The organism is Bradyrhizobium vignae (assembly GCF_004114425.1).
Taxonomy (GTDB): domain Bacteria; phylum Pseudomonadota; class Alphaproteobacteria; order Rhizobiales; family Xanthobacteraceae; genus Bradyrhizobium; species Bradyrhizobium vignae.
This window is the reverse complement of record NZ_RDQF01000004.1, coordinates 143,588-166,732: the sequence shown is the minus strand read 5'-3', so window position 1 is coordinate 166,732 and position 23,145 is coordinate 143,588. Positions and strand designations below refer to the sequence as shown.

Sequence of the window (23,145 nt, the reverse complement as noted above, 5' to 3'; positions counted from 1 at the left end):
AACAGGAGTGGATGAATGCGCGCCGCGACAGCCTATTTTGTCGGTGCCGGAACCATCATCGCGGCCATCGCCATCGGTCTCGGCGGCGGTATCGTTGCCGGCAACATCATGAATCCGGTCGCGCCCAAGCAGGGCCCGAACACCGGCAAGATGACGCAGCGCACGGAGGCTTCCACGCCAGCGAGCGCGAATGCCCCGTCCGAGCGCGTCAATTATCTCACCGGCTCCCAAGCCTTTGGCGCGATGATCGCAGTACCCGCGCAGGCCGAAGCAAAACCTGAAGCCGCAAAGCCTGATACGCAAACCACGTCGGCGAATGCTGGACCACCGCCGCCGCAGTCCTCGCAAGGCGCTGCAGTCGAGCCGTCCAAGCCGGCCCCGGCATCGTCACCACAGGCAGCAAAACCTGCCGAGCAGCAGGCCGCCGCCGAGCCGTCATCCCCGTCGAACAACGCCTATGCCAAGGCCAGGGATTCCGACATGAAGCGCGCCGCGTCCGAACGGCGCCGAGCCGAGCGTCGCGAGCGCTGGGCCGAGCGCCGGCACTATGAATTCCGCGAGCCGCGCGGCATGCGCGACCGCACCGATTGGGACGACGTTGCGCGCAACATCCGCGAAGATTCCGATGCGCGCGATTTCGCGAGCCGGCCGCGCGGCGGCTTCCCGCAGATCAGGCTGTTCGGGCCTGACGACGATTAGCGCCCAGTCAGTGATCGCCGCAGCTGCGCATTCGGCAATCAGGAGCGTCGGCGTCTGGATGTTGCCCGAGATCATGATCGGGATCACCGAGGCATCGGCGACGTGCAGCCCGTCGATGCCGCGCACCTGCAATCGTTTGGGATCGACCACGGCCAGCTCGTCCGCGCCCATCCGGCAGGTCGAGGCGGCATGATAGAGCGTCGTGCAATGGCCGCGGATATAGTCGGCGATCTCGGTGTCGCTGGTCGCTTCCGCGCTCGGCGTAACCTCGCTTTCGATCATCTCCTTGAGCGGTGATTGCGCTGCGATGCGACGGTTGATGCGCACGCCTTCGATCATGGTCACGATGTCGCTGCCACTCGGGTCCGACGCGAAATAACCGGGATCGATCGCGGGATCTTCGATCGGGTCGCCCGAGCGCAGCGTGATCCGGCCGCGGCTCCTCGGCCGCTGCAAGGTCGCATGCAGGGTGATGCCCGGCTTGGACGACAGGAAGCGCACATAGTCGCGGTGCGGGCTGATCGCGCCATAGAGCTGGAGATCGGGCTCGACATCGGGGCGGCTGTCATCGCGCCGGAGCCGCCGACCATCTTGCCGTGCGGCCAGTAGATGCGCCGTCCGCGGCAGCCTGCTCGCGGCCCGGTGTGAAAGCCCCAATCGACTGATGTGTTGAACATCGTCGGCCAGTCCGACGGAATGTCGGAGGTTGGGCGGGGCAGCGTGACCGGCCTCCAGCACCAGCACCTTGCGGCTTGGATCGGCCGACAAGCGGTTGGCCAGCACGCAGCCGGCCGAGCCGGCGCCCACGATGATCGTGTCGTACGTTGAAGGGCACTCCGCGAAGACATTCATGCCGCGGGCGCTTGCAAGATTCGTGCTTTGCCGATTGGCGCAGCTTAATTCCACTCCCCATGGACAACGGGGAGGTCCGCCGCCATCATCGCGCCACGGCTATTTCAGTCCGGCGCGCCGCAAGCCCTGGAGGTAATGCGCACGATCCTCCTCCCGCAGCATCGGCAGCTCGCGCGTGATCCAGGCAAGCGAGACCTCGGGCTGGGCGCGGCGCAGGCCCTCCAGGGCGGAAGCCGCGAGCACCGGATTGCCCAGCATGCCGGCGGCGGCCGTCAGCACGCGGTGTGCGCCGACGAAATCTCCGCGCTGGCGCATCGATTCCCGTGCCATCCGCACGGCCCCCTCATAGTCGCGGCCGACGAACCGGGCATAGGCCGCAACCCCGCAATAGATCGCCGCGAGCGGGTCGCGCGGGCTCAGCCGCAGTGCGCGGCGGGCGGCGGCATCGCCGTCCTGCCATCGTCCGGCATAGCACAGCGTCACGCCGTGGAAGGCATGCGCCATGGCAAAATTCGGATTGAGCCTCAAAGCCAATTCGAATTCAGCCAGCGCGTCGTCGAAGCGGCGGCGGAACAGATAGGTGTACGCGAGGCCGTGATGGGCCCAGGCATCCTCGCGGTCGGCCTCCACCGCCGCGAGCGCCGCACGTTCAGCGACCGGCGCGGTCGCGGCCATGTCGGCCCAGCCCATATGCGCGCCGAACATATGGCTGGTCGCGAGCAGGCCGAGCGCCTTGCCGTAGGCGGGATCGACCGCGACGGCTTCCTCCAGCAGCTTTTGCGCGACGGCATTGTCCTCGCGGGTGATGCGCCAGTAATGCGACAATGCGCGCATCACGAGGTCCCATGCATCCAGGCTGCCCGGCGGCTTCTGCTGGGCTCGGAAGCTTTCGGCGGCATAGAGCTGCGGCTCGATCGCGGCGACGATCGCCTCGGTGATCTCGTCCTGCACCGCGAAGATGTCGGCGAGCTCGCGGTCGTAGCGTTCGGCCCAGAGATGGCTGCCGGTCGAAACGTCGTTGAGCTGGGCCGAGATGCGCACCCGCTCGCCGCTCCGCCGCACGCTGCCTTCGACGACGTAGCGCACCCCGAGTTCCCGCGCGACCTCGTGGATGTGCACGGCGCGGCCCTTGTAGACGAAGGAGGAGTTGCGCGCGACGACGAAGAACCATCGCAGCTTCGACAGCGCGGTGATGATGTCCTCGCTGATGCCGTCGGAGAAATAATCCTGCTCGGCCTCACCGCTCATATTGGTGAAGGGCAGCACGGCGATCGCGGGCCGCTCGGGTAGCGCGAAAGCTGCCTGAGGTTGGGCGATGCGGACCGGTTCCGGCGGAACCGCGCCGTGTTGTGTCTGGACATCACCGACGAAGCGAAAACCCTTGCGGGTGATGGTGCGGATCAGCGCCTGGCTCGCGCCATCGTCGCCGATCGCCTTGCGCGCCGCGTTGATCCGGCTGGTCAGGGTCGATTCGGACACACTGCGCCCGTGCCAGATCTTGTCGATCAGCTCGTCCTTGCTGACCACCCGGTCGCGGTTCTGCATGAGGTGGACGACGAGATCGAAAACCTGCGGCTCCACGGCAACGGGAACCTGCTCGCGGCTCAGCTCGCGCCGGTCGGTATCGAGAAGGTGGTCCCGGAACAGAAACTGCACGTCGAGAACTCAGGCCTCATTTCGAAATCGGGCAAGCAAAACGACAAAATGAAATTTGGGTCGAAAATCGTGTGTCTGGCGAAGGTGGCGCTTGGTTCATCGCGATTGCGTGATGGCTGCCATGCCGTTTCCGGAGGGGAATACGACCGCAGCTTGAATGTTGCGGTCTGGGGCCGATCGCCGAGGCGATCATATTCGCCCATCCAACACCGTCATCCCGAGGCTCTTCGTGCGCTGCTGACATCGTGCGCGACGCGCCGTTGTAAAGCCGGAGCGCGGCAGATGTGGCGAAAGGTGAATGTCCATTGCCGAAAAACGTGGCCTGCGTAAGCTGCCTTCACACCAAACACCAACCACGAAGAAACGCTCATGCCTGCTTTCCCCGCCTCCACCACCGTGCTCGACTCCTTGCTGTTTCGCGACGCCTTCGGCACGCCCGAGATGCGCGAGGTGTTCTCCGACGTCGCGACGGTTGCGCGCTACGCCGAGGTCGAGGTGGCGCTGGCGAAGGCGGAGGCGAAGTGCGGTGTGATCCCGCAGGACGCCGCCGCAGCGATCGCGGCGCGGACCGAGGTTGGCGCGCTCGATTTCGATCTGCTGCGACAGGAGACCGACATCGTCGGCTATCCGATCCTCCCTTTGGTGCATCAGATGGTGAAGCAATGCGGCGAGGCCGGCCGCTACGTGCATTGGGGCGCGACCACGCAGGACATCATGGACACCGCCGTGGTGCTGCAACTGCAGGCCGCGCTCGAGATCGTCGAACGCGACATCGCCGAGCTGCGCAAGATCCTGGCTGATCTGTCGAAGCGCCATCGCGACACGGCGATGGCGGGTCGAACTCACCTGCAGCAGGCGCTGCCGGTCACCTTCGGCTACAAGACCGCGATCTGGCTCGCGATGTTCGACCGCCACGCCGAGCGGCTGGCGCAGCTGAAGCCGCGCGTGCTGGTCGGCCAGTTCGCCGGCGCTGCCGGCACGCTGGCCTCGCTTGGCGACAAGGGGTTCGAGGTGCAGGAGGCGCTCTGCACCGAACTGAAGCTCGGCGTTCCCGCCTCGACATGGCACGTCGCGCGCGACGGCTTTGCCGAGGCGGTGAACTTCCTCGCCCTCGTCACCGGCTCGCTCGGCAAGATCGCGCTCGACATCATGATCATGGCCTCGACCGAGTTCGCCGAGGTCTACGAGCCCTTCGTCAAGGGGCGCGGCGCCTCCTCGACCATGCCGCAGAAGCGCAACCCGATTTCATCGGAACTGATGCTTGCGGCATCCAAGGCGGTGCGCCAGCACGCCGGCCTGATGCTGGACGCGATGGTGCAGGATTTCGAGCGAGCTACCGGTCCCTGGCACGCCGAATGGATGGCGATCCCCGAAAGCTTCGTACTGACCGCCGGCGCGCTGCACCAAGCCAAGTTTGCGCTCGCAGGCCTCATTGTGGACGAGGCGAAGATGAACGACAATCTCGCGATCAGCCGCGGCCTGATTGTGGCCGAAGCGGTCATGATGGGGCTCGCGCCGCAGATCGGCCGGCAGGAGGCGCATGACGTCGTCTATGACGCCTGCCGTCGGGCCACCGAGAAGGGAATGAGCCTTGCCGATGCGCTGTCCGCCGATTCACGGATATCGAGCCGCATCGACCGCGCCACAATCGAGGCGCTCACCTCACCGAAAAATTACCTCGGGCTCGCGCCCGCGATGGTCGACCGGGTGCTGAAATCGGCAACGCGTTGAAAACCAAAATGCGTGAAACCGCGTATCTTTCACGCCTTGCAAGACGCTCGCACACTTGTGTCTTGCGATGCTAGACTTAGATTGAGTGAGAGACTTTCGGCAGAGGGCCCGGCATGACTGATCAACGCAATACTTCCACTCCCATCGATCCCGCGAAGCTCGACCGGCTGGCCGAGGTGGCGGTGAAAGTGGGCCTGGGCTTGCGGCCGGGACAGGACCTGCTGCTGACCGCGCCCGCGATCGCGCTGCCGCTGGTGCGGCGGATCGCCGTGCATGCCTACAAGGCCGGCGCCGGCCTCGTGACGCCGATCCTGTCGGACGAGGAGATGACGCTGGCGCGCTACCGCCACGGTCACGACAACAGCTTCGATCGTGCCGCCGGCTGGCTCTACGAGGGCATGGCCAAGGCGTTTTCGGACAACACCGCACGGCTCGCCATCGTCGGCGACAATCCCATGTTGCTGTCCGGCGAGGATCCTTCCAAAGTGGCGCGTGCGAGCAAAGCCAATTCGATGGCCTATCAGCCCGCGCTGGAGAAGATCGTCAATTTCGACACCAACTGGAACATCATCGCCTATCCGAGCCCGTCCTGGGCGAAGCTGGTGTTCCCTGATGATCCCGAGGACATCGCGGTCGGCAAGCTCGCTGATGCGATTTTCGCCGCGTCCCGTGTCGATCGCGAGGATGCGATCGGCAATTGGGCGAGCCACAATGCGGTGCTGCGCGAACGCACCAATTGGCTCAACGGCCAGCGCTTCCGCGCCTTGCAATATTCGGGTCCCGGCACCGACCTCACCATCGGGCTTGCCGACGGTCACGAATGGGAAGGCGGCGCGTCACTCTCCAAGAACGGCATCAGCTGCAACGCCAATATTCCCACCGAAGAGGTCTTCACCACCCCGCATTGCCGCCGCGTCTATGGTCATGTCGTGAGCTCGAAGCCGCTGTCCTATCAGGGCACGCTGATCGACAACATCGCGGTGCGCTTCGAGGACGGCAAGATCGTCGACGCCAAGGCCTCGCGCGGCGCTGAAGTGCTGAACAAGGTGCTCGACACCGACGAGGGCGCGCGGCGCCTCGGCGAAGTGGCGCTGGTGCCGCATTCCTCGCCGATCTCGCAGAGCGGACTGTTGTTCTACAACACGCTGTTCGACGAGAACGCCGCCTCGCATATCGCGCTCGGCCAGTGCTATTCGAAATGCTTCGTCAACGGCGCCCAGCTCACGCCGCAGCAGATCGCGGCGCAAGGCGGCAACCAGAGCCTGATCCATATCGACTGGATGATCGGTTCGGCCGAGACCGACATCGACGGCATTTTGGCCGACGGCAGCAAGGTGCCCGTGTTCCGCAAGGGCGAATGGGCGAAGTAGCGCTGCTGCTCGTCATGCCCGGGCTTGTCCCGGGCATCCACGTTCTTCTTTTTCCGTAGCAGGGCGTGGATGGCCGGGACAAGCCCGGGCATGACGATCCTTGAAGGTTCAAGCTCGCAAGCGTCAACCCTCACGCGGCCGCGTTGCGCAGCATCGGGTTGTTGTCGATGCTGAAGCGGTTGAACAGTGTCGTGAACGGGCTGCCATCGGTGGCGCGCACGATGGCATCGGAAGCCGCCACGGCCTCGTAAAGCGCGCCGACGGGATCATCCTTCTCCGGCAGCTCGAGCGCGTCGCGGATTTCTTCGCGAGCCTCATTGACCTCATGCTCGTGGTCGAGTGTCGCCTCAAGCGCATCCGCGCGCGGCGCATTTCGGCGAGGTCGCCGCCTGCGGCTCCTCGTCCGGCGCGAAGGAGATGTCGAGGCTGCGGAGCCGGGCGACCACCTCGCCGTTGGCGGTCAGAACCTCGGGCGTGAGGGGCATCGGTGCGGCTCCTTCCGATACTTCGCGCACTTTGTCGCACCCCGGAAAAGATCGGTTCATGTGTAGGGATTTGCAGGGAAATCGCGACGTTAACCGTTTCGCACTTGCAACTAGGGGCTGATTGTCGAGCTCTGCGTAAGAAAGAATTAAAAACCGGCTACTAGCGTCCCAGCTTCTTTCGAAGCAATCCGGGCCGAGACCCGCCCATTCATATTTATATCTCCTGGGGACGCAGATGTCGCGCGCATTGATTGAAATCGGTAGTTGCAACGTGGACCTCGAGCTGCGGCCGATCGAGCCGTCCTGGATCATCGAGGGCAATCCGGTATCCCGCTCGCGCGTCCTGTCGACCAGCGCGGACGGCACTGCCCAGACGATCATCTGGCACTGCACCGAGGGCCGCTTCAACTGGTACTATGACATCGATGAGACGATCATGATCATGGAAGGATCGATCGTGCTCGAAAGTGATGGCATGCCGCCGAAGCGCTACGGCCCCGGCGACGTCATTTTCTTCCGCGACGGGGCGCATGCCAAATGGCATGTCGAAGGCCACGTCAAGAAGATCGCCTTCTGCCGCAAGACCAACCCCGTGATGATCGGCTTCCTGATCCGCGCCGTCAACAAGCTGAAGAAGATGTTCGCGTTGACCGGCGAACGCCGTCCCGCCTCGCTGATGGGTGCCGGCTAAAGCGGACAACAAGGTTTTTCAAGGACGCTTCCCAGCGGCCACGACGAAGAGGGGTCGGGACCAGCATTCCGGCCCCTCTTCTCGTTTCATGGGTCCGCTGGTGTCATAGCCTTGCGCCGTCGTGCTTTGACCTCCACCATCAGCCGAAAATCCTGTGCCGCTGCGGACTTGGCTTCGCCGAGCCAACGGAAGGAATCGTCCGTGATCTCGGTAAAGCTCCAGCGCGTCAGCTCGCCGGATTCGGTCGTGCCCTCCTGCACGATGTCGTTGCCACGCGGACGGCCGATCTGCTGCCGGAACACGCGGCGGCCCGGATCGAACCAGGAAATCCGCCACGCATCGATGGCCGGATCGTAGACGCGCAGCGTCGTGCCGTACCAATTGCCGGCGATCGGAAAGGCTGGGCTGCCCGCAGGCCGGGGAATGATCCAGACGTCCTGAATCGCACGGCCTTCCAGCACCCAGCCGAAGTGGATTTCGCCAATTGCCGTGTGCCTGGCGCCATCAGGCGCATGTACCGTGATCTCGCTGTTCCAGTCGCCAACGAAGCGGCCGTAAAGCCGAAGCGCCGCCTCGTGTTCGGGATGCGGCCCGCTCGCGTGCAGAAGTCTCGCAAAGTCGCTCATGTTGCTCTCCTGTTGCGGAGATTTCAGCACGAACGAGCCGCGGGCGACTTGGAGAAAATTGCCGTCGTCAGGTCTTGCGGCTGCGTTCAGCGCGCGAGATGACGATAACGGTGACAACGACGAGACCCACCAGGATCATGCGAGAGAACGGCTCTCCGAGCACAGGGGTGCCGAGTAGCATCGCGATCACCGGGTTGACGAAGGTATAGGTCGACACCAAGGAGGTCGATACGCTCTCGAGCAGCCAATTGTAGGCGACGAATCCGATCACGCTGCCGGAAATGATCAACCAAAGCGCTGCCGCAAAAGAGCCGATGACGAGGAACCGCTTGTTCATGATTGCTCCGACTGACGTGGCTCTCGGAGCAACCGAATCGTCGACGGCTGATGCGTTCCGGTTCTGGCGCTCAGACCCCGTCGAGGATGATCACGGTCGGGCTCGTCGGCAGCGTATCCCGCGACATCCGGAACGAGCGCTCGATGCGCCGGTCGATTTCGAACTCCTGGCCGATCCGGCGCATGAAGTCGTCTAGCGGGGTGGCGAAGCGGTGCATCGGCAGCACCACCGAGGCGCGCAGCCGCTTGGTGATCTCGGAGATGCCGTCCAGTGACATGGTGTAAGTGCCGTCGATCGGCACCATCACGATGTCTAGCCGTCCGATCTGGGCAAAATGGCTGTCGTCCAGCTTGTGGTGAAGGTGGCCGAGATGGCCGATGCAGAGGCCGGCCGCCTCGAAGATGAAGATGGAATTGCCGTCGCGGATCATGTCGCTGCCGGCATCGTCGCCGTAATAGCGGCGGATGTCGGTCGTGACGTTGCGGATGAAGGTGTCGCTGATACGCTCCGACACGATCGCCGGCTTGCCGTCGTCGCTCCAGCCATGCAGCACGTGGGGAATGCGCTTGTCCGGGTACAAAGAGTAGTGCGTGCTGTGCGCCCGGTTCATGGTGACGACATCGGGCAGCCGCCCGACCTGGTATGCGCCGCTATAGTCGGTCGCGATGCGCAAGCCGGCGGGCGTGTCGATGAAATAGGTGGAGTGGCCGGCATAGGTGATCTCGACCTCGGCCGCAGCTGTCGCCTGCCTGAAGACGACCGGCATGACCCGCGGCGCCGCATTGGCCATCGCCAGGCATTCGCTGCGCTGTGGCTGCTGGGCGAAGGCAGGGGTCAGCAGCCAGCCGAGGAACGCCAAAGCCGCCAGCCATAGTCGTGACATCACTGATCCGTCCGCCATTCAGTCGACGATCCGGTCACTGTATCTTCGAATTGTTCCGGCGTCATGCCGCCGAGGGCATGATTCGGAAAAGTGACGCAGCTCAGAAGAGCTGGGCGGTGACATAGTGGGTCGCACCGCTGGTGTTCTGGACGCTCAGCGCATAGGTCGAGACATCCGCGGCGATGCCGGTCCAACCGAGCTGCAGCGTACCGGACCCGAATCCGATATAGCCGCTGGTGCCTATGGTTCCGAACGCCGGCGACGGCGTGATTGTCGGTGCACCACCCTCCCGTACTGCCGGTCGAGCTTGCCGACAGGTTGATGTTCTGCAGGTCCTGATAGGGAAAGCCGCTCTTGACCACGGGTCGTCCGCTCGTCCGCTCGTCCATGAGCAGGCCGAGATTGTTCGAGAACGTGTAACTTGTCGGAAGATTGCCGGACCACGTGTTGGCGAGCGCCATCGGCATGGGTACGGTCGTGCCGGAGAGGTCGTTGCCGACGAAGCTGATGTTGCCGCTGGTGCCGCTTTCGCGCGCCCAGACCGCCGGCGAGTCATTGCCGCAGGTCGCGTTCTGCACGTTGTTCAGGGCGAGTAGCAGTCGATCTGGAAACCTGCCAGCATGACGTTCGAGGCGCCATCGACGTTCAACACGCGGACCGTCGAGCTGCTCAGCGCGACGAGGATCATCTTGTTACTGACGCCGTCGGAGTTGCCATACCCAAAGGCGGAATAGCCGATCAGGCAGGCGCCGCTGGGAATAACGAGATTGTTGATCTTGTAGGTGCCCGGCGGGATGACCGCCACCGCGGGACCTGCGAGAGCGGCGGCGAAAGCTGCGGTACTGTCGACCGTGTTGGTTGGATCGGCGCCGAACTCGGGATCGGTGACCAGGTTGATCTTCAGATTTCCCGTTCTGGCCTGCAGGGTGGCGATCAGGTTCGCCATATAGGTTTGAAGGATGGCGATGGTCTGTGGGGCACCTGTCAAGAGATCGAGTCCTGATGCTGGAGGGAGGGTGTCTGAAAAAGAGACGATGCTGTCCGAAACTTGTCGGCTGTGTCCGCTCGTGGGACTTCAACTCTAGATTTTTCAAGTCATCGACGGTCAATCAGTCGAAGCGGGCGCTGCGTGGTTCCGCGACCACGTGCCACATTAAGCATGTATTCAACCCTTGCTTGTGACAGTCGCGTTTTCTGCCTACCCGTTTCCGATGGCCTCGGCTGAAAACGTCACCCGATGTCATGCGCTCGACAGTTGGCGCGGCATTTGCGCCTGCATGGTTGCGCTGTTTCACTTCGACGTGATCAGCCATCTGTCCTTCCTGCCACTCACCAGACACGCCTATTTGTTCGTCGACTTCTTCTTCGTATTGAGCGGCTTTGTCATCGCCTCGAATTATCGCTCGCGCCTTGCCGAGGGCTTTGGCACCGGCCGCTTTCTCGTGCTGCGGCTGGGGCGCATCTATCCCCTGCATCTCGTGACGTTGCTGCTGTTCATTCCCATTGATGCTGCGAAGGACGGCATCCGTCCCAACCTTCTCCAGGCCATCGTCACAAACGTCCTTCTGCTGCAGGGCCTCGGCATCAATCCGCAAAACTGGCTGAACTTCGCGAGTTGGAGCATCAGCACCGAGTTCGCCGCCTATGCGATCTTCGCCGTCGTCGTAAGCCGGATCGGGCCGGCGATCTTGCCCTGGCTGCTCCCGATCATGGTCGGACCGGCCGTGCTCGCCACCATCAGCCCCGATGGGATGAATGCGACCTACGACTATGGTCTCGTGCGTTGCCTCTATGGCTTTGCGCTCGGCGTTGTCTGTTTCGATTTGCGAGAGCGCTTCCCGGTGTTGCGCGCACGCCTGGGGCCATCAGGCGAAACATGGCTCGAGGCGGCGAGCGTCATGCTCGTCGTGTTCTATGTTTCGGTCGCCGGAAGCAACGTCATACTGCAGGTGGCGTCGCCCATGGTATTCACGCTGGTCGTTCTGGTGTTCGCGCGTGAGGCCGGTGCGGTCAGCCGTCGGCTGACGGCGCCATCCATGCTCATGATCGGCACACTGACTTATTCGATCTACATGCTGCATCCGCTCGTCAGAGCCGTTGTGCGGGCGATCCTCATGGTCGTCGAACGTCTCGGGCATATGGAGCTGTTTGTTTCCTATGCGCTGAGCTCGGGCCATGAACCGACGAAGGTGGTCTCCCTGAATGGATCGCTCTGGCTGGGGGATCTCCTGCAAATTGCAATGCTGCTGTCGACCGTGCTGCTGTCGGTTGCAACCTATCGCTTCGTGGAAGAGCCCGGACGGAACTGGGTCAGGCGCCTGACGGATCGGCGCAAGGCTGCCGCAGTGCGCAGCGCGCAGCCGGCCTTCGAGACCTGACGTGGCAGGATCGCGCGCTAGGGTATTCGCGCCAATCCGCCGCTTGCCTCGATCAGTTTCACGGCCCTCTTGTCGAAAGAGACGAAGGTATCGGCTCCAAGCCAGTTGCCCTCGTGGGCGATGACACCATCGGCGAAATCACCCCCGGCATCAAGGAACGCCAATCCGGCCTCGGCTGCGGGCCGGTCAACAACCGTATTGGAGGCATTGATTAAGTGCCGGATCGAAGCCGCGATATTGGCAGCCGAAGTCTTGTAGCCTCGAGAGAGAACCCAGGTCAGCTCGCATAATGCGGGGATCGAAATGGCTATGAGGTCTGCCTTCTTGAGAAGGGCTTCGGCCACCTTGCTCTGTTCGGCGTGATCTTCGACCAGAACCCGCACCAGGACATTGGTATCGGGTGTTATCTTCATCGCTTACCGGCCCAAGCGTCAGCAATGACCTCGTTCATTTCCTCGATCGACAGTGATCGATTGTTCGTTTTCCCTTTCAGGAAGCCGAAGGCATCCGAAATCTTTCCGGTTGGTCGAGCGGCTTTCACCTCAACTCGTCCCCCAGGAAGTTTTTCTATCGAGATCTTGTCGCCCGGATGTACACCGAGGTGTTCCAGGAGATCCTTCCGGAGCGTAACCTGCCCCTTTGCCGTGACAGTGAGCGTACTCATCGGAGCCTCAATCCTTGCTCCCCGATAAGTAAGGCGATTTAGCCTTACTTTCAAGTGAGTAGGCCCCCACTCCCGCTCTTACTCCCGCCTGGGGCTGAACTTCCAGGTAAGGGCGACGAGGCTCGCGGTGATCAGGCCGCTGATGAGGCCGGCCAGCGGCAGGGCGAGCAGCAGCGCGGCGGTCGCGGCCCAACCGATCGAGGAGAAGGCTTCGGCGAAGGTTGCAAGCCGCGAAGACGTCTGGCGGCGGCGGAATTGGCTGCGCCTTGCCTGCACCCGGAACCAGAGCTGGATCGCGGCCGCCGAGGCCGCGCTGACGATGATCGCGCCGGCACTCACCGCGGCCTGGAGCGGCGAGGCGAAGGCCAGCGCTCCGACCAGTGGGCAGAAGATGACTGCGATTGCGATCAGCACCACCTCGATCTTGGCGCGGATGACGCTGGACGGCGTCAACGGTGCTGTTGCGACCAGGTCGGGGGCGTCCTCGCCGGAGATCGTCAGCCAGGCGAGCCCGCCGGCGAGCTGTCCCGCCGCCATCACGATCACGGGCGTGATCAGCGTCAGAGCCGCGGAGCTTTCGGCAAAATTGCGCCAGAGCAGCAGCGCCGGCGGCACCAGATAGAGCAGCTGCATCAATGTCTGCGAGATCAACCAGGGATCGCGCCACAGCAGCATGAATTCCTTGCGCCGCAGCGCCTGCTGGCGCGATCCGCCGCGGAACGGGCGCTCCGTGGCGCGGACGCGGCCGGACGTGCCGTACGCCGCCGCATCGATCGCGGTGTCGGCGAATCGATGCGAGAATATCGCCATGACGCTTCCGAGCAGCACCAGAGCGAGCGCGAGAAGCAGCAGCAGCGCCTCGCTGTCGCCCATGGTTGCCCGGGCCGGCCACCACCAGATGCTGCCGATATCAGGCGCGTAGGCGGCAAGGCTCCCCGAGGTCAGGATGGTGAAGCGCGACAACGTGCCGTAGGAGATGATCGCGGCGATCTGAAGCGCGATCACGAAACCGGCGCCGATGATCGCGGCGAGGATCTGGGCAATCAGGCGCGTTCGCGCCGGGCCGATCAGCCGGAATAGGAGAATGGTGACGGCGATGGCGATCGCCGCGGCCGACAGGCCCATCGCAACGACGACGCCGAAGGCGGCGAGCCAGCGCACGCCGCCGCCGATCACGAGAACGTCGATGAAGGGCGTCCCGAACAGCAGCGCGAGCACGGTGACGGTCAGTGCGATCGCGGCGATGCGGACCGAGAACAGATTGGCCAAGGTCGCCGGCGAGGACATGATCAGGTCGAGATCGGCGCGGGCGTAGAACACCCGCGTCACCGATTCGATCGCCTGCGACAGCATCAAGGTCCAGGCGAGAAAGATCGTCGCCGAAATCACGATCAGCGAGGATTTGTCGAGCGGCAGCTGCAGGTCGGCGAAACGGCCGATCACTGCCCAGGCCGGCAGGTGCAGCAGCGCGGCGAAGCAGACGAGGCCGATCACGGCAGCGCGCGTACGTTTGCGCCGGCCGCCCGTCATCATGGCGACCCATTCGCGCCAGGCGAGCCGCAGCTCGTGGCGGGCAAACCAGGACAGCGCGGTTGCCGAGCTCATGCCGCAGCCTGAAGCGTCACCAGCGCGATGAAGAGATCCTCCAGGCTGGTGTCGGCATGGCCATTCCGCTGGCGCAGCTCGCTGAGCGTGCCCTCGGCGACCAGGCGCCCGGACGCGATCACACCGATGCGGTCGGCCATGCGCTCGGCGACCTCGAGAATATGCGTGGTCATGATCACGGTGCAGCCGGCACGCACGCGCGCGCTGAGCAGGCCCTTCACGTGGCGGGCGGAGACGGCATCGAGCCCCGTCAGCGGCTCGTCGAGGATGATGAGGCGGGGATCGTGCACCAGTGCTCCCGCGAGAGCGACCTTCTGGCGCATGCCCTTGGAAAAGCCCTCGCAGCGCTCGTGCCGGTGCGCCTCGAGCCCGAGCGAGCTGAGCAGCTCTTCCGCGACCGGTTCCGAGGCCGACGGGGCGATGCCCCAGAGCCCCGCGACGAATTCGAGATATTCGAGCGGGGTCAGCTTGTCGTAGATCATGGGCTCGTCGGAGACCCAGGCCATCACCTGCTTGGCGGCGGTGGGATTCTCCAGCGCATCGGTGCCGAAGATCGAGACCGCGCCGGCATCGGGCCGCAGCAGGCCCGCAACCATGCGCAAGCTGGTGGTCTTGCCGGCGCCGTTGGGGCCGACCAGGGCGTAGAATTCGCCGGCGTGAATGGTGAGATCGAGGCTGTCGACCGCCAGGCGGTCAAAACGCTTCGTTAACCCTCGAACTTCCAGCGCCGAGTTGCCCGGCTTCATGACGGCCATACCATCCGGTTTTGCATCGCCCGCGACCTTGACTTGAAGATGTTTCGGCACCGTGAATTTACGGCCGACAAATTCCGCCATCCGGGTTGGACTAAAGGCAAGTCACCGTTTGTTGACAGCGCGCGGGCGTTCAGGCTGAATTGATGCCGGACAAATGGCGCTAACGCAGCGAAACGACTGCGTAGCGACTGGACACAAGATGCGGCAAGGTGGTCACGAAGAACCGCCGGTTGCATCGGGAGGATGCGCGGCGATGCTGGATTTCGTTCAGCAGCTGGTCAGCGGTGTTGCGCTCGGCTGCGTTTACGGCCTGATCGCACTCGGTTTCGTGCTCGTCTACAAGGCCACCGAGGTCGTCAACTTCGCCCAGGGCGATCTGATGATGCTGGGCGGCTTCTTCGCCTTCACCTTCATCGGGATGATGGGCCTGAACTACTGGATCGGCTTTGCCGGTGCAGTGGCCACGATGGCGCTGTTCGGCATGCTGGCCGAGCGCGTGGTGGTGCGGCCGATCCTCGGCTACCCGCAATTCTCGATCATCATGGCCACGATCGGCCTCGGCTATTTCCTGCGCTCGGTCGCCGGCATGATCTGGGGCACCGACGATTTGAAGATCGAGACGCCGTTCAGCCAGGGCGTGCTCCGCATGGGTTCGCTGGTGCTCGCCTACGACAAGCTCTCGGTGATCGCGGCGACGATGATCCTGTGCGCGCTGCTGTGGCTGTTCTTCAACAAGACCATGCTCGGCACCGCGATGCGCGCCAGCTCCGAGAACATGCTGGCGGCCTACTATATGGGCATCCCGGTCAAGCGCGTGGTGTCGGTCGTCTGGGCGATCAGCGCGGCGGTCGCGACCTGCGCCGGCGTGCTGCTGGCGCCGATCACCTTCATTCACTCCAATGTCGGCCTCGTGCTTGGCCTGAAGGCGTTTCCCGCCGCGGTGCTCGGCGGCTTCGGCTCGATCCCGGGCGCCGTGGTCGGCGGCGTCCTGATCGGCGTGATCGAGAGCATGGCCGGCTTCTACCTGCCCGAGGGCTGGAAGGACGTCGCGCCCTACGTGGTGTTGCTGACCGTGCTGCTCCTGAAGCCCGAAGGCCTGTTCGGCCTTCACGTCCGCAAGAAGGTCTGAACATCATGCGCTTCCTGTTCAAGACCGACTACGAGGACGATATCAAGCTGTTCCCGCATTCGGGTTACATCATCTCCTACGGCCTCCTGCTCGCGCTGCTGCTGATCGCGCCCTATGTGCTCTCCAGCTATTTGATGAGCCAGCTGGTGTTCGTCTGCATCTATGCAACCGTCGGCGTGGCGCTGCTGATCCTGACCGGCTTCACCGGCCAGGCCTCGCTCGGCCACGCCGCGTTCCTCGCGATCGGCGCCTACACCGCGGCCTATTTGCAGAAGTACAACGTGCCGTTCCCGGTCTACTTCCTCGCCGCCGGAGCCTCGACCGGCATCATCGGCGCGATGGTCGGTTTTCCCGCCCTGCGCCTGACCGGCATCTATCTCGTCATCGCCACCATCTCCTTTGCCCTGATCGTCGAGGAGATCCTGGCGCGATGGGAGAGCGTCACCAACGGCAATGAAGGCATGCGGGTCAAGACGCTGTCGCTGCTCGGCGTCACCGTGCCGCGCGACAGCCCGACATTTTATTACCTCTGTCTAGCCGTGCTGGTGCTGACCATCGTCGGCACGCTCAATCTCCTACGTTCGCCGACGGGCCGCGCCTTCGTCGCAATCCGCGACTCCGAGACGGCGGCGCGCAGCATGGGCGTCAATGTCGCGCTCTACAAGGTCAAGTCGTTCGCGATCTCGGCGACGATCACCGGCTTTGCCGGCGTGCTGTTCGCGCACAAGCTCTCCTTCATCTCGCCGGAGATGTTCACGCTGCAGCTCTCGATCGAGTTCATCATCGTGATCCTGATCGGCGGCACCTTCAGCCTGCACGGTGCGGTGCTGGGTGCGATCTTCATCGTGATGATCGATCCGTTCCTGACCTATCTCAAGGACGACATGCCCGGCATCATCGCCGGCATCGCCGCAACCTTCGGCGCGAGCCCGGCGACTGCGGGAAATATCCAGTCGAACGCCGCGGCTTTCGCTTCGCTCAATGGTTTGAAGGGAGCGATCTACGGCATCATCATCGTGCTGTTCGTACTGTTCGAGCCGCTCGGGCTCTACGGCCGCTGGCTGAAGATCAAGCTCTTCTTCCAGCTGTTTCCGCTCTACAAGCGCGCCACCTTCAAGCGGCAGAAGATCTACGTGAAGTCGGAGCGCAACCGATGAGCTATTTTCGCGCCGAGAACCTGTCGCTGCATTTCGGCGGCCTCAAGGCGGTCGATGCGGTCTCGTTCGCGGTGGAGAAGGGCGAGATCCTCTCGATCATCGGGCCGAACGGCGCCGGCAAGAGCTCGATCTTCAACCTGATCTCGCGGATCTACCGGCCGACCTCGGGCCGCATCTTCTTCGAGGACCAGGACATCACCGAGCAGCCGCCCTACGACATCGCCAAGCTCGGCATCGCCCGCACCTTCCAGAATATCGAGCTGTTCGAGAACGCGACCGTGCTGTCGAATTTGCTGGTCGGGCGTCACCGCCATTCCACCACGCAGCTCTGGCAGGAGCTGCTGTTCCTGCCGAGCGTACGTGCCAACGAGAAGGTGCATCGCCGCAGGGTCGAGCAGGTGATCGAATTCCTCGATCTGGAACCCTATCGCGACAAGCTGATCTCGGGCCTGCCTTACGGCGTGCGCAAGGTGATCGAGCTGGCGCGCGCCCTGTGCTCCGAGCCGAAGCTGATCCTGCTCGACGAGCCGTCCTCCGGCCTCAACGTCGAGGAGACCGACGACATGTCGTTCTGGATCCGCGACATGAAGAGCGAGCTCGGCGTCACCGTGTTGATGGTCGAGCATGACATGTCGCTGGTGAACCGCGTCTCCGATCGCGTCATCGCGCTGAACTATGGAAGGGTGCTCGCCATGGGCTCGCCCGCCGAGGTGCAAGAGCACCCCGACGTCGTCGCGGCGTATCTGGGAGCCTGACGCATGGAAGCCGCGGTGACCCCGGACATCATCCTGAAGCTCTCCAACATCGAGAGCTATTACGGGCCGATCATGGCGATCCGCGGCATCTCGCTGGAGGTGCCGCGCGGCCGCATCGTCACGCTGCTGGGCGCCAACGGCGCCGGCAAGACCACGGTGCTGAAGACGATCTCGGGCATCCTCGATCCGCAGAAGGGGACGATCGAGTTCATGGGCAAGCCGATCCAGCGCATGGAGGCTGACCGGATCGTGCGGCTCGGCCTCAGCCATGTGCCGGAAGGACGCGAGGTGTTTCCGTTCCTCTCCGTGCGCGAGAACCTGATGATGGGCGCCTATCCGCGCAAGGACCGCGATGGCGTCGTGGAGGATCTGGAGCGCGTCTACGGCTATTTCCCGCGACTGAAGGAGCGCATCGACCAGCCGGCCGGTCAGCTCTCCGGCGGCGAGCAGCAGATGCTGGCGATCGGACGCGCGCTGATGAACCGGCCGACGCTGCTGCTGCTTGACGAGCCCTCGCTCGGTCTGTCGCCGCTACTGGTGAGGGAGATCTTCACCATCATCCGCCGGGTCAACGAGGAGCAGGGCATGTCGATCCTTTTGGTCGAGCAGAACGCCAAAGTCGCGCTGGAGACGGCGCATTACGGCTATGTCCTGGAGATCGGCCGCATCGTGATGAACGACACCTGCGACCGCTTGATGCATTCCCAGGACATCCAGGAATTCTACCTTGGCGCCAAGGAAGCGGGCGCACGCGGCGAGCGGCGCTGGAAAAAGAAGAAGACATGGCGGTGAGGAAGAGCTGGCAGTAAGATGAGCTCCTCATCCGCAACATAGACCGCCGGCAAGGCAGGCAGCGGAGGCAGGCGACAGGGAGGAGAGGCGCATGGTCCGACCGGCGGTGCTGACGGTCGCTGATACGATCGCAAAGAGCTTTCTGCGCGCCGCCGAGACGCGGGGCGATCGGCCTGCGATCCGCGAGAAGAAGTTCGGCATCTGGCAGCCGACCAGCTGGCGCGAATGGCTCGCGATATCGAAGGAGATCGCCTACGCGCTTCGCGCCATCGGCTTCCTGCCCGGCGACGTCGCCTCCATCATCGCCAATGCCGTGCCCGAATGGGTCTACGCCGATATGGGGATATTGTGCGCCGGCGGTGTCTCCTCAGGAATCTATCCGACCGATTCCCCATCCCAGGTCGAGTATCTCGTCAACGATTCCCGCACCAAGGTGATCTTCGCCGAGGACGAGGAGCAGCTCGACAAGATCCTCACCTGCCGCGCGCGGTGTCCGTCCCTGCAGAAGATCATCGTGTTCGACATGGAGGGGCTCAGCGGCTTCTCCGACGACATGGTGATGTCGCTCGACGAGTTTCGCGCGCTCGGCCGCAACCACATGGTCGGCCGCGAAGCGCTGTGGCAGGAGATGATCGACAGCCGCAGCGCCGGCGATCTCGCGATCCTCGTCTATACGTCCGGCACGACCGGTCCGCCCAAGGGCGCGATGCACGCCAACCGCAGCGTCACCCACCAGATGCGGCACGCCAACGACTTCATCCCGGCGCGAGAGGACGAGGACCGGCTGGTCTTCCTGCCGCTCTGCCACGTCGCCGAGCGCGTCGGTGGCTATTACATCTCGGTCGCGCTCGGCTCGGTGATGAATTTCGCCGAGAGCCCGGAAACCGTGCCGGACAATCTGCGCGAGGTGCAGCCGACCGCCTTCCTCGCGGTGCCGCGGATCTGGGAAAAATTCTACTCCGCCATCACCATCGCGCTGAAGGATGCGACGCCGCTGCAGCAATGGGTCTATCGCCGCGCCATCGGCATCGGCTATCGCATGGTCGACTACAGGCTCGAGGGCCGAGCGCCGCCGCTGTCGCTACGCATCGCCAACCGCATCGCTTACCTGGTCGCCTTCCGCAACATTCGCCGCATGATCGGGCTCGACCGCCGCTGTCGCATTGCGTTCACCGGCGCAGCGCCGATCGCACCCGAGCTGATCCGCTGGTATCTCGCGCTCGGCATCGACATGCACGAGGTCTACGGCCAGACCGAGAATTGCGGGGTCGCCACCATGATGCCCGCGGACAGGATCAAGCTCGGCTCGGTCGGCACCGCCGTGCCCTGGGGCGAGGTCGCGCTGTCGCCCGACGGCGAGATCCTGATCAAGGGCGACTTCCTGTTCATGGGCTATTTGAACCAGCCGGAGAAGACCGCGGAAACCATCGATTCTCGCGGCTGGCTGCACACCGGCGACGTCGGCACCATCGACAATGAGGGCTTCGTCCGCGTCACAGACCGGATGAAGGACATCATCATCACCTCCGGTGGCAAGAACATCACGCCGTCCGAGATCGAGAACCAGCTCAAATTCTCACCCTATATCTCGGACGCGGTCGTGGTCGGCGACAAGCGGCCTTATCTCACCTGCCTCGTGATGATCGACCAGGAGAACGTCGAAAAGTTCGCCCAGGATCACGACATTCCCTTCACCAACTATGCGAGCCTGTGCCGCGCGAGGGAGATTCACGACCTGATCGGGCGCGAGATCGAGCAGGTCAACGGCAACTTCGCCCGTGTCGAGACCATCAAGAAGTTTTATCTGATCGAGCGCCAGCTCACCCCGGAGGACGAGGAGCTGACGCCGACCATGAAGCTGAAGCGCGGCTTCGTGAACAAGCGCTACGCCGCCGAGATCGAAGCGATGTATCGCGAGCGTGAGGTGGCGTGACGCGTCTGCCTAGTCGAGAAGCGAAGGGGCTGTGGCCCTCGCCCTTCGTCCAACACGGGCCTTTAGGAGAGGAGACGTCGATGTCGAAATCGTTCAGCGCATTCGGCCTTGCTGTGAGTGCCGTGGTGCTCACCTGTCTGCCGGCCGGAGCGCAAACCAAGGTCACCAACGAGGGCATCTCGGCGACCGAGATCGTCATCGGCACTCACCAGGATTTGTCGGGCCCGATCAAGGGGTGGGGCGTCCCGGTCGCAAACGGCATGAAGATGGCGACCGAGGAGATCAACGCATCCGGCGGAATCAACGGCCGCAAGATTCGACTGGTCGTCGAGGACAGCGGCTATGATCCGAAAAAGGCCGTGCTGGCTTCGCAGAAACTGATCGAGCGTGACAAGATCTTCGCGATGGTGGGGCCGATGGGATCGCCGACAGTGCTCGCCGCGCAGGACATCCTCTTCGACGCCGGCGTCCTGCAGCTCTTCCCGCTGACGGCGGCCGAGTTCACCTTCAAATTCGATCCGGCCAAGCCGCAGGAGCGATTGAAGTTCAACAATCTGCTGCCCTACGTCGAGAGCACGCGGGCCGCGCTGAAATACATGATGGAGTGGAAGAATTTCAGGAAGCCCTGCATCATGCATCAGGATGATGAGTACGGTAAGAACGTGCTCGACGGCTTCAACCAGCAGCTCACGGCCATGAAGGTGCAGCCGGCCTCGATCACGAGCTACAAGCGCGGCGCCTCCGATTTCAGCGCCCAGGTCGCCAAGATGAAATCCGATGGCTGCGACCTCGTCGTGCTCGGCACCGTGCTGCGCGAGACCATCGGGGCGATGACCGAAGCCAAGAAGCTCGGCTGGGACGTCACTTTCCTCGGCGCCACCCCCACCAACGTGATGGAGGTTCCGGCGCTGGGCAAGGACGCCGTCGAGGGTCTCTATGCCGCCAGCGGCTTCGAGATTCCCTATGAGGACACGGCCAAGGGCAAAGTGAAGGATTGGCTCGTCAACTACAAGAAGATGTTCGGCACGGACGCCAACACGCAGGCCATCATCGGCTACAATGCGATGATGACGTTTGCGTTCTACGCGAGCAAGGCCGGCAAGGATCTCACTGGTCAGAAGATGCTGGACGCGCTCGAGTCGGGCGAGAAATTCCTCGACATCTTCAACTCGCCGCCGACCAAGTTCTCCAAGACCGACCATCTTGCCAACACCATCACCCAGGTGCAGCAGGTCAAGGGCGGCCGCTGGGTGCTGGTGAAGGACAATCTGATGTTTTGATGCTTCTTCGCCTCTCCCCGCCTGCGGCAGGCCTATCGCATATGACTCGTTGCGGCGGCCTGCGCGCACGCCTCGTCCTTCGAGACGGCGCTTACGCGCCTCCTCAGGATGAGGCCAATCGGCGTCAGTGCCGTTGAAACTGGCGCCGCGCACTCCGTCCTCATCCTGAGCAGCCCGCCTTAAGCGGGCGTCTCGAAGGATGGCCGCAGAGAAAAGCGCTCAAATGCGATAGCCCTGCTACGACCCCCCGCCTGCCGTCCCCGAATTCACCGGGGCCAGCTCGTCCTCACGGCAGCGCCAGCCGTCGGCGGCTTTCACGAAGGCGAAAGTTCGCTGGATCCGCAGGCGGCGCGTGACGTTGAAGGCTTCTGCGGAGCGCTCCTTGTTGCCGGCTCCCGGCTGCGGACGACCCGTCCTCGCGTCCCAGCAGGTCCCGGTGCAGGTGGAGGCGACCTTGCTGCACATGGTGAAGGGCGCCAGCACGGCCATCTCGATCTCGCCCGTGACCTGCGCCTCCTGCTCGGTCACCTGGCTGTCGAGCGCATAGACGCGGTTGATGCGCAGGAAGTTGCCGCAGGAATTGGCCGCATGGATTCGCGCGGCGCAGAAATCGACGGCGTCGGTGTCGGGCGAACGGGCCGCGACCTGCCGGCCGAACACTTTTTTGGGATCGCCCTTCGCCGCGCGGATTTCGTCGCTCTTGCGCTTCAAATGGTCGGCGAGGCAGTCCTCCGCGGATTCCAGCTCTTGCAGCGGCACGTTCTCCTTGCCGACCAGATTGCATTTGCGGTCGCGCTCTCGCGTCCACCTTCCATATTCGGCGAAGGCAAAGCGCGCGGCGGTCGGGTCCAGCTTGCCGATCAGACCGAGCACCTGGCCGTTGAGCTCGGTTTCGGCAAGCGCCAGCGACGGCTCGGCGCAGATCAGCGCGCCCGCCGCGGTATTGGCCGCGAGGCAGTCGAAATCAGGGTCGCGCACGATAGCGGCGCGCTCTTCGGTGACCTTGAGCAGGCACCCCTTCACCCGGTCGAATTCGTCGGCGCGGATCGCGGTCTGGCCGACGATGCCGCAGCTGAGGTTGCGCTGGCGGATCCAGATCGCATTCTCCTCGATTGCGGGCAGGCGATCGGGCAGGCGGGCGAGCCGCGCCTCGATCGCGATGCTCAGATTCTCGGCGGCGGCGGCAAGCTCGGCGTCAGCGCAGAATAATTGGTTGCCGGGATCGCGAATCTGCTGGCAGTTGTTCTTGGCAAACAGCGGCAGCCTCTCGGCGACCGAGCGGTCGGATTGCGCGGACGCGGGCGCCGCCGAGAACGCCAGCAGCGCAAGCACAGACAGCACGATGAATCGCATTCCAGTCGCCCCCG

Annotated in this window: 23 protein-coding genes and 1 pseudogene; 11 read left to right on the top strand and 13 right to left on the bottom strand. The window is 63.7% G+C overall.

Annotation, left to right across the window (positions count from 1 at the left end; genetic code table 11):
- Positions 1 to 15: 15 nt before the first annotated feature.
- The gene (locus EAV90_RS40380; protein ID WP_129142766.1) at positions 16 to 699 is read left to right on the top strand and encodes a hypothetical protein; all 684 of its coding nucleotides are present in this window, start codon (positions 16 to 18) and stop codon (positions 697 to 699) included.
- A gap of 93 nt (positions 700 to 792) precedes the next feature.
- Here EAV90_RS40380 and EAV90_RS41150 read toward each other — a convergent pair.
- Positions 793 to 1,551, bottom strand: a pseudogene (locus EAV90_RS41150) (GMC oxidoreductase); the annotation flags it as partial.
- A gap of 99 nt (positions 1,552 to 1,650) precedes the next feature.
- On the bottom strand, positions 1,651 to 3,207 hold the full coding sequence (locus EAV90_RS05005; RefSeq protein WP_122405884.1) for a winged helix-turn-helix domain-containing protein: 1,557 nt from the start codon (positions 3,205 to 3,207) through the stop codon (positions 1,651 to 1,653).
- 369 nt (positions 3,208 to 3,576) lie between these two features.
- On the opposite strand from EAV90_RS05005, the gene pcaB reads away from it, so the two are divergent.
- Complete coding sequence (pcaB, locus tag EAV90_RS05000) at positions 3,577 to 4,938, top strand: 3-carboxy-cis,cis-muconate cycloisomerase (protein WP_122405883.1); 1,362 nt, start codon at positions 3,577 to 3,579, stop codon at positions 4,936 to 4,938.
- Positions 4,939 to 5,051: 113 nt separating this feature from the next.
- Entirely contained in the window at positions 5,052 to 6,308 is a 1,257-nt protein-coding gene (locus tag EAV90_RS04995; protein WP_122405882.1) for an aminopeptidase, read from the top strand.
- A gap of 347 nt (positions 6,309 to 6,655) precedes the next feature.
- Here EAV90_RS04995 and EAV90_RS40365 read toward each other — a convergent pair whose 3' ends face one another.
- Positions 6,656 to 6,793, bottom strand: a complete 138-nt coding sequence (locus tag EAV90_RS40365) for a hypothetical protein (protein ID WP_244607828.1) — start codon at positions 6,791 to 6,793, stop codon at positions 6,656 to 6,658.
- A gap of 235 nt (positions 6,794 to 7,028) precedes the next feature.
- Between EAV90_RS40365 and EAV90_RS04985 the strand changes: the two genes are divergently transcribed.
- Positions 7,029 to 7,484: a cupin domain-containing protein gene (locus EAV90_RS04985; RefSeq protein WP_164936783.1), complete on the top strand. Its 456-nt coding sequence runs from the start codon at positions 7,029 to 7,031 to the stop codon at positions 7,482 to 7,484.
- Between the two features lie 86 nt (positions 7,485 to 7,570).
- Here EAV90_RS04985 and EAV90_RS04980 read toward each other — a convergent pair whose 3' ends face one another.
- From EAV90_RS04980 to EAV90_RS04960, 5 genes are all read right to left on the bottom strand, one after another.
- Positions 7,571 to 8,110: a hypothetical protein gene (locus EAV90_RS04980; protein WP_162500471.1), complete on the bottom strand. Its 540-nt coding sequence runs from the start codon at positions 8,108 to 8,110 to the stop codon at positions 7,571 to 7,573.
- Positions 8,111 to 8,177: 67 nt separating this feature from the next.
- On the bottom strand, positions 8,178 to 8,447 hold the full coding sequence (locus tag EAV90_RS04975; RefSeq protein WP_244607827.1) for an EamA family transporter: 270 nt from the start codon (positions 8,445 to 8,447) through the stop codon (positions 8,178 to 8,180).
- A 70-nt stretch (positions 8,448 to 8,517) separates the two neighbouring features.
- A complete protein-coding gene (locus EAV90_RS04970) occupies positions 8,518 to 9,330 on the bottom strand; it encodes an MBL fold metallo-hydrolase (protein WP_122405879.1) in 813 nt (270 codons plus the stop codon).
- Positions 9,330 to 9,908, bottom strand: coding sequence for a hypothetical protein (locus EAV90_RS04965; protein ID WP_122405878.1), 579 nt, complete (start codon positions 9,906 to 9,908; stop codon positions 9,330 to 9,332). Before EAV90_RS04965 ends, EAV90_RS04970 begins: the two co-directional genes overlap by 1 nt.
- 5 nt (positions 9,909 to 9,913) lie before the next feature.
- A complete protein-coding gene (locus EAV90_RS04960; protein ID WP_129142764.1) occupies positions 9,914 to 10,318 on the bottom strand; it encodes a glycosyl hydrolase family 28-related protein in 405 nt (134 codons plus the stop codon).
- Between the two features lie 223 nt (positions 10,319 to 10,541).
- Between EAV90_RS04960 and EAV90_RS04955 the strand changes: the two genes are divergently transcribed.
- Entirely contained in the window at positions 10,542 to 11,708 is a 1,167-nt protein-coding gene (locus EAV90_RS04955; RefSeq protein WP_129142763.1) for an acyltransferase family protein, read from the top strand.
- A 17-nt stretch (positions 11,709 to 11,725) separates the two neighbouring features.
- Here EAV90_RS04955 and EAV90_RS04950 read toward each other — a convergent pair whose 3' ends face one another.
- The 4 genes from EAV90_RS04950 to EAV90_RS04935 form a co-directional block, all read right to left on the bottom strand.
- Positions 11,726 to 12,121, bottom strand: coding sequence for a type II toxin-antitoxin system VapC family toxin (locus EAV90_RS04950; protein WP_122405875.1), 396 nt, complete (start codon positions 12,119 to 12,121; stop codon positions 11,726 to 11,728).
- Positions 12,118 to 12,372, bottom strand: a complete 255-nt coding sequence (locus EAV90_RS04945) for an AbrB/MazE/SpoVT family DNA-binding domain-containing protein (protein ID WP_122405874.1) — start codon at positions 12,370 to 12,372, stop codon at positions 12,118 to 12,120. Before EAV90_RS04945 ends, EAV90_RS04950 begins: the two co-directional genes overlap by 4 nt.
- A 78-nt stretch (positions 12,373 to 12,450) precedes the next feature.
- On the bottom strand, positions 12,451 to 13,977 hold the full coding sequence (locus tag EAV90_RS04940) for a permease (protein WP_122405873.1): 1,527 nt from the start codon (positions 13,975 to 13,977) through the stop codon (positions 12,451 to 12,453).
- Positions 13,974 to 14,723: an ABC transporter ATP-binding protein gene (locus tag EAV90_RS04935; RefSeq protein ID WP_162500655.1), complete on the bottom strand. Its 750-nt coding sequence runs from the start codon at positions 14,721 to 14,723 to the stop codon at positions 13,974 to 13,976. The genes EAV90_RS04940 and EAV90_RS04935 overlap by 4 nt, the downstream gene beginning before the upstream one ends.
- A gap of 262 nt (positions 14,724 to 14,985) precedes the next feature.
- Here EAV90_RS04935 and EAV90_RS04930 point away from each other — a divergent pair, with 262 nt between their 5' ends.
- The 6 genes from EAV90_RS04930 (at position 14,986) to EAV90_RS04905 (ending at position 21,778) form a co-directional block, all read left to right on the top strand.
- Positions 14,986 to 15,861: a branched-chain amino acid ABC transporter permease gene (locus EAV90_RS04930; RefSeq protein ID WP_129142762.1), complete on the top strand. Its 876-nt coding sequence runs from the start codon at positions 14,986 to 14,988 to the stop codon at positions 15,859 to 15,861.
- A 5-nt stretch (positions 15,862 to 15,866) separates the two neighbouring features.
- On the top strand, positions 15,867 to 17,018 hold the full coding sequence (locus tag EAV90_RS04925; protein WP_122405870.1) for a branched-chain amino acid ABC transporter permease: 1,152 nt from the start codon (positions 15,867 to 15,869) through the stop codon (positions 17,016 to 17,018).
- Positions 17,015 to 17,773 carry an ABC transporter ATP-binding protein gene (locus EAV90_RS04920; protein ID WP_129142761.1) on the top strand — a complete coding sequence of 253 codons (759 nt, stop codon included), beginning with the start codon at positions 17,015 to 17,017 and terminating at the stop codon, positions 17,771 to 17,773. Before EAV90_RS04925 ends, EAV90_RS04920 begins: the two co-directional genes overlap by 4 nt.
- A 3-nt stretch (positions 17,774 to 17,776) precedes the next feature.
- Positions 17,777 to 18,565: an ABC transporter ATP-binding protein gene (locus tag EAV90_RS04915; protein WP_129142760.1), complete on the top strand. Its 789-nt coding sequence runs from the start codon at positions 17,777 to 17,779 to the stop codon at positions 18,563 to 18,565.
- Between the two features lie 91 nt (positions 18,566 to 18,656).
- A complete protein-coding gene (locus EAV90_RS04910) occupies positions 18,657 to 20,498 on the top strand; it encodes an AMP-dependent synthetase/ligase (RefSeq protein WP_129142759.1) in 1,842 nt (613 codons plus the stop codon).
- A gap of 80 nt (positions 20,499 to 20,578) precedes the next feature.
- Positions 20,579 to 21,778 carry an ABC transporter substrate-binding protein gene (locus EAV90_RS04905; protein WP_122405866.1) on the top strand — a complete coding sequence of 400 codons (1,200 nt, stop codon included), beginning with the start codon at positions 20,579 to 20,581 and terminating at the stop codon, positions 21,776 to 21,778.
- 237 nt (positions 21,779 to 22,015) lie between these two features.
- On the opposite strand, the gene EAV90_RS04900 is transcribed toward EAV90_RS04905, so the two are convergent.
- Positions 22,016 to 23,131, bottom strand: a complete 1,116-nt coding sequence (locus EAV90_RS04900) for a lysozyme inhibitor LprI family protein (protein WP_129142758.1) — start codon at positions 23,129 to 23,131, stop codon at positions 22,016 to 22,018.
- Positions 23,132 to 23,145 lie beyond the last annotated feature (14 nt).

Coding starts and splice junctions, on each gene's coding strand:
- EAV90_RS04925 (WP_122405870.1), top strand. CDS start 15,867: ATGCGCTTCCTGTTCAAGACCGACTACGAGGACGATATCAAGCTGTTC.
- pcaB (WP_122405883.1), top strand. CDS start 3,577: ATGCCTGCTTTCCCCGCCTCCACCACCGTGCTCGACTCCTTGCTGTTT.
- EAV90_RS04985 (WP_164936783.1), top strand. CDS start 7,029: ATGTCGCGCGCATTGATTGAAATCGGTAGTTGCAACGTGGACCTCGAG.
- EAV90_RS04995 (WP_122405882.1), top strand. CDS start 5,052: ATGACTGATCAACGCAATACTTCCACTCCCATCGATCCCGCGAAGCTC.
- EAV90_RS04955 (WP_129142763.1), top strand. CDS start 10,542: ATGGCCTCGGCTGAAAACGTCACCCGATGTCATGCGCTCGACAGTTGG.
- EAV90_RS04905 (WP_122405866.1), top strand. CDS start 20,579: ATGTCGAAATCGTTCAGCGCATTCGGCCTTGCTGTGAGTGCCGTGGTG.
- EAV90_RS04915 (WP_129142760.1), top strand. CDS start 17,777: ATGGAAGCCGCGGTGACCCCGGACATCATCCTGAAGCTCTCCAACATC.
- EAV90_RS04930 (WP_129142762.1), top strand. CDS start 14,986: ATGCTGGATTTCGTTCAGCAGCTGGTCAGCGGTGTTGCGCTCGGCTGC.
- EAV90_RS04980 (WP_162500471.1), bottom strand. CDS start 8,110: ATGAGCGACTTTGCGAGACTTCTGCACGCGAGCGGGCCGCATCCCGAA.
- EAV90_RS04900 (WP_129142758.1), bottom strand. CDS start 23,131: ATGCGATTCATCGTGCTGTCTGTGCTTGCGCTGCTGGCGTTCTCGGCG.
- EAV90_RS04920 (WP_129142761.1), top strand. CDS start 17,015: ATGAGCTATTTTCGCGCCGAGAACCTGTCGCTGCATTTCGGCGGCCTC.
- EAV90_RS04950 (WP_122405875.1), bottom strand. CDS start 12,121: ATGAAGATAACACCCGATACCAATGTCCTGGTGCGGGTTCTGGTCGAA.
- EAV90_RS04975 (WP_244607827.1), bottom strand. CDS start 8,447: ATGAACAAGCGGTTCCTCGTCATCGGCTCTTTTGCGGCAGCGCTTTGG.
- EAV90_RS04945 (WP_122405874.1), bottom strand. CDS start 12,372: ATGAGTACGCTCACTGTCACGGCAAAGGGGCAGGTTACGCTCCGGAAG.
- EAV90_RS04940 (WP_122405873.1), bottom strand. CDS start 13,977: ATGAGCTCGGCAACCGCGCTGTCCTGGTTTGCCCGCCACGAGCTGCGG.
- EAV90_RS40365 (WP_244607828.1), bottom strand. CDS start 6,793: ATGCCCCTCACGCCCGAGGTTCTGACCGCCAACGGCGAGGTGGTCGCC.
- EAV90_RS04910 (WP_129142759.1), top strand. CDS start 18,657: ATGGTCCGACCGGCGGTGCTGACGGTCGCTGATACGATCGCAAAGAGC.
- EAV90_RS04970 (WP_122405879.1), bottom strand. CDS start 9,330: ATGTCACGACTATGGCTGGCGGCTTTGGCGTTCCTCGGCTGGCTGCTG.
- EAV90_RS04935 (WP_162500655.1), bottom strand. CDS start 14,723: ATGAAGCCGGGCAACTCGGCGCTGGAAGTTCGAGGGTTAACGAAGCGT.
- EAV90_RS40380 (WP_129142766.1), top strand. CDS start 16: ATGCGCGCCGCGACAGCCTATTTTGTCGGTGCCGGAACCATCATCGCG.